General features: G+C 39.4%; 13 protein-coding genes. 1 reads left to right on the forward strand and 12 read right to left on the reverse strand.

What is annotated here, in order from left to right:
* The 7 genes from IRQ78_RS00005 to IRQ78_RS00035 all read right to left on the reverse strand — a co-directional run.
* Positions 1-388: transposase (locus tag IRQ78_RS00005; RefSeq protein ID WP_194441019.1), on the reverse strand; the 388-nt coding region annotated here is incomplete at its 3' end.
* Between the two features lie 242 nt (positions 389-630).
* Entirely contained in the window at positions 631-1,638 is a 1,008-nt protein-coding gene (locus IRQ78_RS00010; protein WP_054552001.1) for an isocitrate dehydrogenase, read from the reverse strand.
* A 215-nt stretch (positions 1,639-1,853) separates the two neighbouring features.
* Positions 1,854-3,551 carry a hypothetical protein gene (locus IRQ78_RS00015; protein ID WP_187490061.1) on the reverse strand — a complete coding sequence of 566 codons (1,698 nt, stop codon included), beginning with the start codon at positions 3,549-3,551 and terminating at the stop codon, positions 1,854-1,856.
* 6 nt (positions 3,552-3,557) lie between these two features.
* The gene (locus tag IRQ78_RS00020) at positions 3,558-3,941 is read right to left on the reverse strand and encodes a DUF3192 domain-containing protein (RefSeq protein ID WP_054552003.1); all 384 of its coding nucleotides are present in this window, start codon (positions 3,939-3,941) and stop codon (positions 3,558-3,560) included.
* Positions 3,942-4,012: 71 nt separating this feature from the next.
* Entirely contained in the window at positions 4,013-4,786 is a 774-nt protein-coding gene (gene xni, locus IRQ78_RS00025; protein ID WP_194441020.1) for a flap endonuclease Xni, read from the reverse strand.
* 11 nt (positions 4,787-4,797) lie between these two features.
* Positions 4,798-6,141 carry a nucleotide 5'-monophosphate nucleosidase PpnN gene (ppnN, locus tag IRQ78_RS00030; protein ID WP_194441021.1) on the reverse strand — a complete coding sequence of 448 codons (1,344 nt, stop codon included), beginning with the start codon at positions 6,139-6,141 and terminating at the stop codon, positions 4,798-4,800.
* Positions 6,142-6,212: 71 nt separating this feature from the next.
* Positions 6,213-7,748 carry a diguanylate cyclase gene (locus IRQ78_RS00035; protein WP_194441022.1) on the reverse strand — a complete coding sequence of 512 codons (1,536 nt, stop codon included), beginning with the start codon at positions 7,746-7,748 and terminating at the stop codon, positions 6,213-6,215.
* A gap of 201 nt (positions 7,749-7,949) precedes the next feature.
* Here IRQ78_RS00035 and IRQ78_RS00040 point away from each other — a divergent pair, with 201 nt between their 5' ends.
* Complete coding sequence (locus tag IRQ78_RS00040) at positions 7,950-9,731, forward strand: M61 family metallopeptidase (RefSeq protein ID WP_194441023.1); 1,782 nt, start codon at positions 7,950-7,952, stop codon at positions 9,729-9,731.
* Between the two features lie 20 nt (positions 9,732-9,751).
* Here the strand turns inward: IRQ78_RS00040 and IRQ78_RS00045 are convergent, their stop codons facing one another.
* The 5 genes from IRQ78_RS00045 to IRQ78_RS00065 all read right to left on the reverse strand — a co-directional run bounded on the left by IRQ78_RS00045 (position 9,752) and on the right by IRQ78_RS00065 (position 13,102).
* Positions 9,752-10,546, reverse strand: a complete 795-nt coding sequence (locus IRQ78_RS00045) for a glycosyltransferase family 25 protein (protein WP_194441024.1) — start codon at positions 10,544-10,546, stop codon at positions 9,752-9,754.
* A 64-nt stretch (positions 10,547-10,610) separates the two neighbouring features.
* Complete coding sequence (locus IRQ78_RS00050) at positions 10,611-10,796, reverse strand: DUF1289 domain-containing protein (protein WP_194441025.1); 186 nt, start codon at positions 10,794-10,796, stop codon at positions 10,611-10,613.
* A gap of 36 nt (positions 10,797-10,832) precedes the next feature.
* Entirely contained in the window at positions 10,833-11,345 is a 513-nt protein-coding gene (locus IRQ78_RS00055) for a hypothetical protein (protein ID WP_055021702.1), read from the reverse strand.
* 151 nt (positions 11,346-11,496) lie between these two features.
* Entirely contained in the window at positions 11,497-12,234 is a 738-nt protein-coding gene (locus tag IRQ78_RS00060; RefSeq protein WP_194441026.1) for a DUF4097 family beta strand repeat-containing protein, read from the reverse strand.
* A 280-nt stretch (positions 12,235-12,514) separates the two neighbouring features.
* On the reverse strand, positions 12,515-13,102 hold the full coding sequence (locus tag IRQ78_RS00065) for a hypothetical protein (protein WP_194441027.1): 588 nt from the start codon (positions 13,100-13,102) through the stop codon (positions 12,515-12,517).
* Positions 13,103-13,352 lie beyond the last annotated feature (250 nt).

Consider the following 13,352-nt stretch of genomic DNA (forward strand, 5'->3'; position numbering starts at 1 on the left):
GATATAAATTTACTCTGGTATTAACCGCAGAAAGCTCTGCTTTTGTTAGCAATTCGCCATTTAAGAATTGTTGGCAAAGGAATGTACTTTTAAATAACTTGTGCCATCTAATCAGAATCGCTTTATTATTCAAACGCTTTGCTTTTGCTATATCAATATGAAGTACTAGATGAGTATGGTTACTCATAACTGCGTAAGCACAAACATCAATACAAAATATACGACCAAGTTGAAGTAATTTCTTTTCAACCCAATCGCGTCTGTGTTCATATGAACGACCAGTTAGTGGGTCTTGCCCGCATAAATAAGCGCGACGAACGCAGCGTGAAATGCAGTGATAATAAGGCGTGTTTGAAACGCTAATTAAGTTTCTACGAGGGGTTGCCATGCTCTTCTCCTCCATGAGTTGAACAGTGTAAGTTTAGTCATAATTTTGAGAAGTGAGAAATATTAAATTGGATGTCTGGTTAGTATATTGAAAGAATAAATGTGGGTGTCTAGTTTTATGTGTTTAAATCTTGTTAGATAAAGTGGGTGTCTGGTTAAGTGGGGTAATAAAAAAGCCAGTCGTAGACTGGCTTTTACTAGGTGGTTAATGGCTAAGTTTATTAGCCCCAAACAAGTGTTCTATTATAGACGCTCAATTACAGCTTGAGTGAAGTCTGTAGTACCGTGGCTGCCGCCTAGGTCGCGAGTTGTACGGTCGCCTGACTTGATAACATCAGCAACTGCGCTGCGGATGCGCTCTGCAGTGTCGCCCATACCTAAGTGCTCTAACATTTGGATAGATGCTAAGATCACCGACGTTGGGTTTGCAAGGTTTTTACCTGCGATGTCTGGTGCGCTACCGTGTACAGCTTCGAAGATAGCAGCATCTTCACTGATGTTTGCGCCAGGAGCCATACCTAAACCACCAACAAGACCAGCACATAGGTCAGATAGGATGTCACCGAATAAGTTTGTAGTAACGATTACATCAAACTCATCAGGAGTCATAACTAGTTTCATACAAGTTGCATCAACAATCATTTCGGTTGATTCGATTTGTGGGTAACGCTCAGCTACTTCACGTGCCACTTTTAAGAATAAACCAGATGTAGATTTAAGGATATTCGCTTTGTGTACAGCAGTTACTTTTTTACGGCCTTCACGTACCGCTAGTTCGTATGCAAAAGTAACGATTTTTTCTGCACCTTCACGGGTGATTTTTGACATTGCTTCAGCTTCGTTACCATCTTCAGAAACAACTTGGCCAAGACCTGAGTACATACCTTGCGTGTTTTCACGAATAGTGATGATGTCGATGTCATCGTAACGAGCTTTTGTACCTGCAAATGACTTAACAGGACGAACGTTAGCGTAAAGGCCAAACTTTTTACGTAAAGTTACGTTGATCGAAGTGAAACCTTCACCAACTGGTGTTGTTAATGGACCTTTTAAAGTGATCTTGTTACGCGCGATTGTGTCAATTGTTTCTTGCGGAAGTAACTCACCAGTTTTTTCTAGGGCAGCAAGGCCAGCATCAACGAATTCATAATCAAAATCGCAACCTGCAGCTTTAAGGATCTCAAGTGCTGAATCAATAATGCTAGGACCAATGCCGTCGCCTTTGATCACTGTGATGGTTTGTTTAGCCATTTACTTTTCCTATTTATGAGTAGATAAACACGTAAACTTATCGCGAAATAGCATGCGATTTACTTGTTAGAGGGTTTACGTGGATGTGTTTGAAAATTTAAGCGGCTTTTATAGCAATTTATTCAGCTTTTTGCCAGTTTATCCTGTGAATACTGACTATAAATAGACTAAAGTTCATATTTATTTAACGTTTTCGCACTTTTTAACAACACAATCTAAAAATTGTCTGCAAATTCACAGTTTTTGAGATATGCATAAAAATCTGCTTTTGATTGCCATCCAGCGGCCGATAAACTATCGAAAATAATTTGTTCCTGCCAACTACTAAAAAGTGCTTTTGGCTGAAAAACATAATAAGTAAATAGCTTAATCGCGACCCAATGCTTTTCATTGATATCAAGTGTTTGTTTATCATGTTGCTCACTACCAAGTAAATGTTGTGTCCAACTGTTATCGCCAATCAGTTGATTTAAATACGCCGTTAGTGGTTCTTGGTTTAATTGACTAACCCCAAACAAACAGCCAAGAGGAGGGCTAATCACTTGTTTTTCAGCTTGCTCAAATACCGTTTTACGGGAAATACTGGTTGCTTGATGTTCACAAAGATAAAGAACATAGGCATACAATGGCAAAGCAACCTGCTCAAATTGAATTGAATCGGTGTGTTTAAATAACGCTTGGATAATACGTACCATGTTTTCAAGCCGCTTAGATATATGCTGAAAAAGTGGGTGAGAGGTGGTTGCGACTAAGCGTTGAAACAATACTTTTTGAATAATCGCAGGGGCGTTATCGTATCCGACCATAGATAAACAATGGCGCAAGTCTTTAGCTCTTTGCTGCTCTTTATTATAGGGTTTAGCGGCAACAGTGAGCTGTGTTATTAATTCAGGGTAGGGGCTTAAAAGCTTATTTAAACCTTGATAGCTATATTCTTTTGATACTTTTAATGCACTAATTAACGTTAAATATTGTTGCCTACGTTGCTCATTTATTGGTTGTGGCTCAGCAAAACTTATGTTCTCACTAAACCATACTGTGTAGAGCAAGCGAGTATCTTTACAAGGCCTTTGCTTAGCGCAAGTCGTTAAGCTTGCCTTGATGCGATGCCAACGAATTTTTTCAGGACGACTCACATCGACTAAAATATGACGACCATGTTCATCTGTCGCTAAATAGATAAGTACTTGTTCGGCATATTTTACTTCACTGGCCGGAATGTAAGGGCCAATATGCGCAATCAGAGCTTTTATGGCATTTTGTGCAAATTCGTTCGGTGTACGCAAATATATATCAGCTAAGGCTTTGTACACGCTTATATGCCCACCTGACTCGCGATAAGTCGTATTCATCGCAATAATATTAGCCAAAGCAACTAAGGTTGTTGCACCATCGTAAATCATAATTTTTGGTGCACTGAGTAGTGCTTGTTTATACTTATTTAAACGCGCTAATAAGTGCTGAATAGGTAGCGTATGCGAGCCTGACTCTTTTAGAAGCTTTGCTGCTAATTGATGACGGCATTGCCAAAGTTTTTTATCTTGCGGGGTGAGTGCTTTACTTGCTGCTAATTTATTACTTTGCGATTGCACGCACAGGTAATTAGCTAAGCAGCAACTAATAATTTGCTCACTAATAGCTTGGTTGTAATTAAGACTACGGCATAAAATGCAGGCTACAACACATTGGTTTACGACTAAATTTGTGGTGTAGCCGTGGTTCGCTACATACAAGCTTAATTGCGCTTGCATCCCTTTTGGGTAGGCTTGGTATAATAGGTAGTACCGCTCAGCAAGGTTACTTAATAAAGGGAAGATTTGAGACCATTTTTGCTTTTGATGGTAAAGTTTAAGTAATTGGTGCGTACTATCAAATAAGCGCGCTAGCTCCCGAGGGGTTACATTTTCCATCATAAGCGTTTAGGTTTCTTGTTGATAGCTTTCATAGGCACTTGGCCCCCATAACACCAACTGACCATTCTTAAAAAGTAGGCCCGTGCACTCGTCTATTGTCGTTATTCCATCGGATTTAACGTGCTGAGTGCGGTAAAAAATTATTTGCCAAACATTGTCTTCGGTGCGTTTTGCATAGGTTAGATCGGGGCTGCCTAAATAATCAAGCACCGCATTTAGATTTTCAGGTTTATCAACAGACAGCTTTGCAATATATCGCTTATTGAAGGCTTCACGGTCTTGCCAGATCATGGCTTGCGGATCATCTTTATAAAAAGTGATCACGAGGGTTGCTATGAGTGCATAAACACCTAACCCAAGTACCAGATATTGGAAAACCTTTTTAAACATGTGTAACTCTATAAAATTAACGCGAATTTTCAGTATACGCTCAGTTGGCCAACTGTGCTACGAGATTGCGACTAATTGAGCCTTAACTGCTTTAAACTAAAGCCTAAGTTAATATCAGTACGCAGCATGACGAGGTTTTTTGATATCACAAACATCTCCATTTCTGAGCTTAGCTTGCGTTTAAGAGTAGGGTTTAGCTCATCGTCGTTTATGGCCGCTTCTATCGACTCATAATCATTAATTAATTGCTGTGCCGACTTATTACCGATCCCTTTAACACCAGGAATATCATTGGTTTTATCGCCTGCCAAAGCCCAAAAATCAGCAAGTCGATGCTTTGGTACATTAAAGCGCTGTTTAATATCTTCAACTTCAATGTATTGCTTTTTAAAGTAGTCATAGATAGCTATTTGTTCAGATAAAAACGGCAAAAACCCTTTATCGGTAGACACGATAGTCGAAGCTACATTATTAGATGCGGCCTTGTAAGCAAGGGTGGCAATGATATCGTCGGCTTCATCATTATCAGGTGAAAACACCACAATGCCAGTGTCTTCAATTGCTTGTTTAAAGCGTGATAAGTTTTGCTTGAGGGTGTCAGGCATTGGTGAACGAGTGCTTTTGTAGGCCTCAAAGTAGTGATAACGCCAGCTTCTTTCACCATCAAACACGGCAATCGCGTGAGTTGCATTACATTGCTGGCGTAACTTTTTGCAAGCATGTGCCACTCGGGCACAGCTTGCTTTTATCATATGCTCTTCACTGTGATGACTCTGATTACTATCAACAGCATAGATGCGCCTAATAAGATTTAGCGCATCTATTAAAAGTAATTGGGTTGTCACATAGTCTCCTGTTAAGCTTTGATCTCATAGCAAGGGATATACTTACTGCCAGGCAACTTCATACGACCTTGATCTACAAATGCTGCCAGCAGCTTATCCATATCAGCCATTAACGAAGGCTCACCACTGAGTACAAAGCGGCCATGTTGTTTGATGGCTTGTAGACCTTCGTCTTTAACATTACCTGCAACAATGCCTGAGAATGCTCGGCGTAAGTTAGCTGCGAGTTGCTGAGTTGGTTGATCTAAATGTAAATCTAAGCCCGACATATTAGCATGAGTTGGTGCAAACGGCTGTTGGAAATCATGGTCGATTTTTAGCGTCCAGTTAAAGTAGTAAGCGTCACCTTGACTCTTTCTGTATTCACGCACATCAGCCATTTTCGCTTTGAGTGTTTTACCCACACGTTCAGGGTCATCAATAATTACTTCAAATTTCTCAAGCGCCGCTTTACCGAGTGTTTTCTCAACGAATTTACACAGCTCAATAAAGTAGTTTTCACTTTCTTTAGGTCCAGTTAAGATCACTGGTAAACATTGTTTTTCGTTATCAGGATGCAACAAAATACCTAAAAGGTATAACAACTCTTCTGCAGTGCCTGCACCACCTGGGAAAATGATAATGCCATGTGCGCTACGAATAAATGCCTCTAAGCGCTTTTCGATATCGGGTAAAATCACCAATTCATTTACAATCGGGTTAGGTGGCTCAGCGGCAATAATACTTGGCTCGGTTAAACCTAAGTAACGATTATCTGTAATACGCTGTTTAGCATGGCCGATGGTGGCACCTTTCATTGGGCCTTTCATTGCACCTGGGCCACAACCAGTACAAATGTTTAAGCCACGAAGGCCGAGTTCGTAGCCAACCTGTTTAGTATATTTGTATTCAACTTCGTTAATTGAGTGGCCGCCCCAGCAAACTATCATGCTCGGATCACTATTCACTCTCAGTGCGCCTGCATTTCGCAGCATGTCGAAGACCATATGAGTAATGGTTTTTTGCTCTGTTAAGTCTTTTTCGTATTTTTGACAAATAAACAGAATATCGCGAATAACCGAGAAGATATGTTCATGTATACCAGTGATAATTTCGCCATCAACAAAAGCGGATTCGGGTGGGTTTTCAAGTTCAATTTTAATACCACGCTCGCGGCTTAATAAGCGAATATCAAAGTCTTCGTATTTATTGTAAATTTCAGAGCTTGAATCGGTGTGGCTGCCCACATTGAGAACCGCGAGCACACAGTTCCTAAATAATTTATAGCGCTCGCTGGTGGATGACTGTTCGAGTAGATCAACTTCTAGTTGCGATAGTAAATCCAGTACACCTGTAGGATTCAGTTGTTTTAACATAAGCACTCTCCTGGCTCATCTATGAGCCTTTATCATTGTGTGTCAAAGACCTCACCATTGAGATAAGGGCTTTATTTGCTAATGCAAACTTTATTTCGTCCTTCATTTTTTGCTTTGTACAGAGCATCGTCGGCACGATCAAAAGCAATCAGCGGGGTATCACCTTTTTTAAGTTGGGTAGCACCAAGAGAAATAGTGATTTCTACTTGCTTATCTTTAAATTTAAACGGTATTGCCTGAATATTTTTGCGCAGTTTTTCAAGAGAGCTAACTGCATTTTCAATAGACATGCCTGTCATTAATAACACAAATTCCTCACCACCGTAACGGGCAATAAAGTCTGATTTACGAATTGATTTTTGTAGTGCTTTAGCAATAACTTGCAATGTTTTATCGCCAGCACTGTGGCCATACCTATCATTAATAGATTTAAAGTGATCGACATCAAGCACTACAAATGTCACATCAGACTCTTGGATGTTAAATAAATGAAATTCATGATTAAAACGTTCATCGAACGCGGCTCTGTTTGGTAGCTTTGTTAAACCATCAAGTAAGCTTTTATAGCGTTGTTCATTTAACCGTTTTTTGTAAGTTGAGAGTTTGCTTTCTAAATGACTTATTCTTTTATTAATGTCGTTAAAGCTATTTAATAAATGCTCTCTTTCACTCTGTTCTAACTTTTCTTTTGCAATTAAATCATCACTTAATGATTTTAACTCTTCTTCGACTAGCTCTTTGAGGGACGATATTGACGTTGCTTGTTGCGTCTGAGTATTAAGGTTTTTAATTTTTGCTTCTATTTGCTTATTTAGCGACTCGTACTCAGCGCTAAGTGACTCAGAATGTTTACTGGTTGAAACAATTGAATGATGTAAATCTTCAATTGTTTGATTTAAAGAGATCAAAAAACTCTGTGCTGATTGACGCTCTTTACTCATATTACGAGTAATAATCGTGATAATTTTTAGAGCAGAATCAAGTAAATCATCAATACAGTCGTTATGTGTAATGTTATTCTTTACTGCTTTGATTTGTTCAGCGCTCTCATCCTCTAAAACGAGATCATTTGCTAGGTTAAGTAGTTCGGCTGCAAGCTCGGGTTTAATTTGTGATTCAGTTTCACTTTTTGTCGAAAGCTTTGCCTGTAAAGCTTGATGATAAATTATTACCAGTTTAGATAATAAAGGGATAAAGTCATGGTTAGATTGGATGTTATTTAACTCATGATCAAGCAAATGGCGTAAAGAACGACGGGCATCATCCGGTAAACCTTTTACTTTTTGTAGCTGCTTTCCTGCATCATTGACACTGTTGTTAAGTTCGCGTTGTAAAGCAATTTGCTTTGCTTCTTGGTGTTTTAATAGCCCTAGAACATCATCAATAAAAGGTGAAAGAAGGTTAAAGTCAACCCCTTTTTTCAGAGCACTTCTAAACTTAGCGAGGCGATTATCTAACTCAATATCTAAGCCCTTACAACTTAGAGATAACTTTGCAGCAAACTGAGAAAGAACCTCAACTTGGTGTTTGCGTGCATCCTCAACAACCGTCCGGGCATCGATTGCTTGTTTTAACTTTTTATTAAGAAGATCATGCTGTTGCTGCACCGAGTAATACCGCCGTTATTAATCAACTGTCTATAAGCTAAGTTTACAACAAAATAGTACGAAATGTAGGTTCCAAGTCAAAAACTTAGCCATTTTGTCTATCAAACTTGTTGCAATGGCTGTTTATCGGTTTTTAATTCACATTTTTTATCGCAATTGTTAGTCTATTTCGTAATTTTGATAGTAATAAAAAGAGTTGTTATGAAAAAGTTTTTGGCCATGTCTATTTTGGCGGCCTGTTCTAGCAGTGCGTTTGCAGATGTAAACTACTCACTGTCTATTACTCAGCCTGAACACCACCTAGGTAATGTAAGTGTTGAGTTTCCGCAAACAGCACAAGCACATTTAGATATTAAACTTCCTGCTTGGCGTACTGGTCGCTACGAAATTTTAAATCTTGCCAATGGCGTGCGCTTTTTCGAAGCAAAAGATGATGATGGTAAGGCGTTAGAGTGGGAAAAAATTGACCACAGCACTTGGCGTGTTCACCTAAACGAACCTACTCAAGTCAATGTAGATTACCAAGTTTACGCTAACGAGCTAGGTAAACGTGCTCGTCATATTGATGATAGCCATGCCTTCATTGATGCTTCTGGCTTTTTCATGTTCAGCGAATCATTCCGCCAAGACCCAGTTAAAGTTGAGCTAAATGTACCAAAAGAATGGCGCTCAGTATCGGGTATGGAAAATGCGGGTTCTAAACACAGCTTTAAGGCCGCTGATTACGATATTTTAGTTGATTCACCAATCGAAACGGGTATCAACGAGCTACACAAGTTCACCGTTGATGGCCGTGAATATGAGCTCGTTATTTGGGGTGAAGGCAACTACGACGTAGATCAAATGCTAACTGACCTTAAAAAGCTAGTGACAACCGGTAATGTAATTTGGGATAGCTACCCGTATGAGCGTTATGTATTTATGGTGCATGCTACGTCAGGAGCAGGCGGTGCAACAGAGCATTTAAACTCAACAATTATCCAGCGCCCACGTGACCGTTTTGGTTCTCGTAAAGATTACCTTGCGTTTATCAGCACCGCAGCACACGAATTTATTCATACTTGGAACGTAAAAGCATACCGCCCTAAAGGTATCGCACCGTACGACTACACCAATATTAACTACGCGAAAACATTATGGATTGCAGAGGGCTCAACCAGCTACTTTGAAGATCACTTAATGGTGCGCGCTGGTATTGAAACAACCGATGAGTTCTTCGGTACGTTAACAAAAACCGTTAATCGCCACCTACAAACACCGGGTCGTGAAGTACAAAGCGCAACTGAAACCAGTTTTGATAAGTGGATTAATCAAGGCGGCGACCACGCTCGCAACTACAGCACTAATATCTATTTAGAAGGTGCGTTGATTTCAATGGCACTCGATATTGATTTGCTAGAAAAAAGCGATGGCAAAATCAGTTACCGCGATGTTCACCGCGCGCTTTACAACAAGCATCGTTTACCAGATGGTTTTACGCCAGATGATGTTAAAGCAATTTTAAAAGAGCTTACAGGTCGTGATTACAGCGCTTGGTGGCAAGCGAATGTGGATGAGCCAGCTGCTATCGACTTTGATGAGCTACTTGCAAAAGTAGGCTTAGGTTTAATTCGCCCTGAAGGCGCAAAATCAGTACCTAGTATTGATTCGTTTGCAAAAAACAGCGGTGAGTTATTAACCCTAACTCATGTTCGCCGTGGTGGCGCTGCATGGCAAGCGGGCTTAACGACTGATGACAAAATCGTGGCGTTTAACAAAAAGCATGTTGGTAAAGATTTAACAGCCAGCCTCGAAACGTTTAAAGCAGGCGACACAGTGACTGTTGATTTCATTAGACGCGATGCATTACAAAGCACAACGCTAACACTTAGCGAAGACTTTGATAAAGAGAAAAAGGTCAAAGCATTAAAAGATGCAACACCAGCTCAAATGGCATTGTTTAAAGCATGGATGGGTGTTGACCACCCAAATCAAGCTAAATAACAGCCAAGCAAAATAAATCGTTAATGATTTTTGATTGGTAAGAGAGGAGCTGCGGCTCCTTTCTTTTTGTTTGGTACTAGCTGCGTTTTTACAAACTGCTTAGTGTATTTTGCGTTTAGTAGTGCACTTTGTAGCTGCTGTTTTTTACGTCGCCAAAACGACTTTTTAACTTTTACTGATCTATCACGAATATCACTTTGTGAATTATCAGGTTGTGATACCGGGTAGGGCAGCAAAGAGTATCCATAAACACCGGTTTCCCACACATGCTGTAAATCGCAGTCAACGGGGCGGCCAAATATGGCTGTGGCTTTTAATAGCGCTTTTGCACCTTCAAAACTAACAGCCGTAGCACAGCAGCCAGACATAAGCTTTTTATGAATAACTAAGTGTTGCTCATAAGCAAGGGGCTTTGTAAAGGCAATTTCCCGATTTCGGTCTTTATAAGCGGCCAATTTTATTAGCTGCCAAGGCTGTTTTAATGTACTAATGTTTTCAATTGCACTGTGAATAGAGCGGTCGAGAACAAAGTCATCTTCTAAAATAATGGCGTAATCTAATTGCCTATCGACAATGGTTTGCCATGCTTTTCTGTGACTCAGGTAACAGCCAATTTCACCTTTACTCAATGGCTTATGGTATTTTTTTATATTTAAATCAGCACTATAGTGCTTAGCTATCTCTGTATCAGACAGCTCTCTTCCATCAATTGCATCAAGGCGTTCAAATGCCAAATTTTGTGCATTTAGCTCATGGCTAACACGGTTTAATCGTTCAGTAGAGCTTGCTAAGTTAATTACAAAAATAGCGGTCATTATCGTTACCTGATGGTCAGTTTGAATCAGGCTAACAAGCTTTAATGACGCTTGGGTGTCAGAACTATTTCGCTTTTATGTCAGGGCGAGGAGTATTTAAAATCGCTTGCTTTTCTTGCTCTGATAAAATGATCCAATCAAAAATTTCATCATTACTGCGACCACAGCCAGTGCAATAGCCATTTAGGCGATGACATTGACCGATGCAATCTGTTTTAAATTGGCTGGTTGGTTTTTTTGAATGTGTCATAGTGATGTGAAGGCTAATGTAGCCTTCATGATTGTATTACTTGCCTTCAATTGGCTTACCAATTTCAAGAGTGGTAGACCAAGGCTGTTTGCGTGATAGGGTTTTACCCGAATGAATTGAGATAACAGGGTTGTTTTCGTCAAGCACAAACGTGGTGCGTAACGATTCAGCTGACTCTTTTTGTGTTTGATGCCAATTATTACCCGCTAAACAAGCTTGGGTAAAATTAACCGCACGGGTGTGATCGGCAACAGCTTGTTGCTGTTGCTCGTAGTTGCCTACACAGCGGTAGGTAACATTGTCTTTATCAAGCGCCGTGATTTGACAGTTATCGGCAATAAGGTTGTATTTCGCTGTCCATGTTTCCATGTATTTTGTATTTACACGGCTACGTTTTAAGCCTTCAAAGCGGTTATCGTAAGCACCTAATAGGGCGTTAATTTTCTCGCAAGGGGTTAAGTTATCAATGGCTGTTTGTTGTTCAGTTGTTAGTCCTGTACAACCTGTTAAAACAAGGCCAGTTAGTAAGGCGGCGAGTGGCTTTTTCATATCAGGCTATCCTTTTAAATAGCAGTTCCTTAAACGTTTCCTAAAGGATACCTAAGCCCTTGTAAAAATGCTAATAAAGATTGGTGATTACAAAGCAAAATGCCCTCGTAAAGGAGGGCATTTTAGTTGCGTATATGGTAAAAGCGCAGGCTTATATCTTAGTTTTACCAGCTATGTTGGTTACTTTTACTGAACCAGAGCCATCACTTAGTAACTCAAAGTTTGCTGCGGTGTCAACGCGAATGCTGCCTGAGCCATCTGAAACGACAACATCACCAGAAATATCATTTAAATCGATACCGCCTGAACCATCATGTACTTCAATATTGCCCTGTGCGTTGGCAACATCAATGTTACCTGAGCCGTCATGAATTTTAATATCACGGCTGATATTACGTGCCTCTATGCTACCCGAACCATCATTGATTTCTAATGTGCCTGTAATGTCATTTGCGGTAATTGAACCTGAACCATCGTTAATCACTGTATCAGCGACTTTGCTGATAATAATTTCGCCAGAGCCATCGTGTACATCAACATTAAATGAACGAGGGATCGCAACAGTTAAATCAATGCGAGTTTGCTTATTGGTGTGGTAATCGCACTGGCCTGCACTAAGCGCAGCACGCTTACCTTTAGCTTCAAGCGTTAAGCAATACTCATCATGTGGCTTTTCTTGATAAATCTCGGCTTTAACGGTCACTTGATCACTGTCACTACCGGTAATGTGTAAAAAACCTGAGCCTGCTTCTACTTTTAAAGCGCTTAATGATGCTGCATCTAGCGTTAGGTTTTTAGTTGCTTGTAGTGGCATATCACCCCAAGCAAAGGTCTGTGCTGATAATAAGCCTGCGGCAATGAGTGAGAGTGTTTTTACTGTACTTAACATGGTTCTTCCCTTTCATATCTGTGGTGTTATTAGCTTAGTCGCAGGTGCTGATAAAAAAGGTTTAAAGGGTTTAAAAATTTTTTATAAAAATAATAGGCTGAACTTATGAATTCTAAGGTTAAGGCTAATAATTACAAAGTACTGCGATAAGTGGGATTAATAAATGTACCTGTATTTTCTATGTACGAAATAGAACATTTAATAAGACTAACATTCTGATATACACGATTAAGTAGAGCTTGAATCATCAAGCCCTACTAAAAAGGACAAATTTTTTAGTTTAATAATTTATTTCTATTTGACCAACTGAAACAGTTCCTTGCTGCCAAGTTGTTCTACATGTCAATGAAAGAATAGAATTGTCTTGATAATTATTATCTAAACTTGTTGTGAAATTAACACTTTGTTTAGATGAGTTATTTAGATCAGATATGCTAATCCAATCAAAACCCTGTCCAGTCCCATATTTAAGCCATACTTCACTGTTGCCATCATTTACTTTTTTAATCTGTGAAATTGAGCAACCACCAAAAGAGTTATTTAAACCTTGAGTAGTACCGTGAACTGTTAGTTGGTATTGACCAATGTTATCGCTCAATGGAATTGCACAATTGAAGTAACGTGAAGTTCTTGAAAATGTTGGGTTGAAAGTAAAGTATCCGTTAGCGGTTGCGCCAACATTTTCTAAAGAGAGTTCTTTTAGTGCTGATAAATCGCCATTTGTAGCAATTAGCTCGTTTAAAGCTGAAGTTTTTTTCACAGTATCTTCACTACAATGCGCAGAGCCAGTAAAAGTAATTGTTTGTGAAAATGCTGATGTTGATGCAATCGCTAAAAGGGTAGCAATTGATAATGAAATTTTATTCATGATAAGAATCCTTCTTCTTTGTCCTTTTCAATTGAATTAGACCATAATTAGACTTACTAATCAAATAATGAAATTATATATATTGTTGAATTTATTGCATTTATTTTAAATTTACCATCAATTCACGTTTTTACTGTTGTTGCAATGGATTCTAAAATCACACTATATGTGAGGAGGTGACCTTGCAGGACTTAAAGGCTTTAGTGAACATGACTTTACCCGTGATGTTTTAAAGCACAGGGTAGATAAG

This window comes from Pseudoalteromonas simplex, from assembly GCF_015278155.1.
GTDB lineage: Bacteria > Pseudomonadota > Gammaproteobacteria > Enterobacterales > Alteromonadaceae > Pseudoalteromonas > Pseudoalteromonas simplex.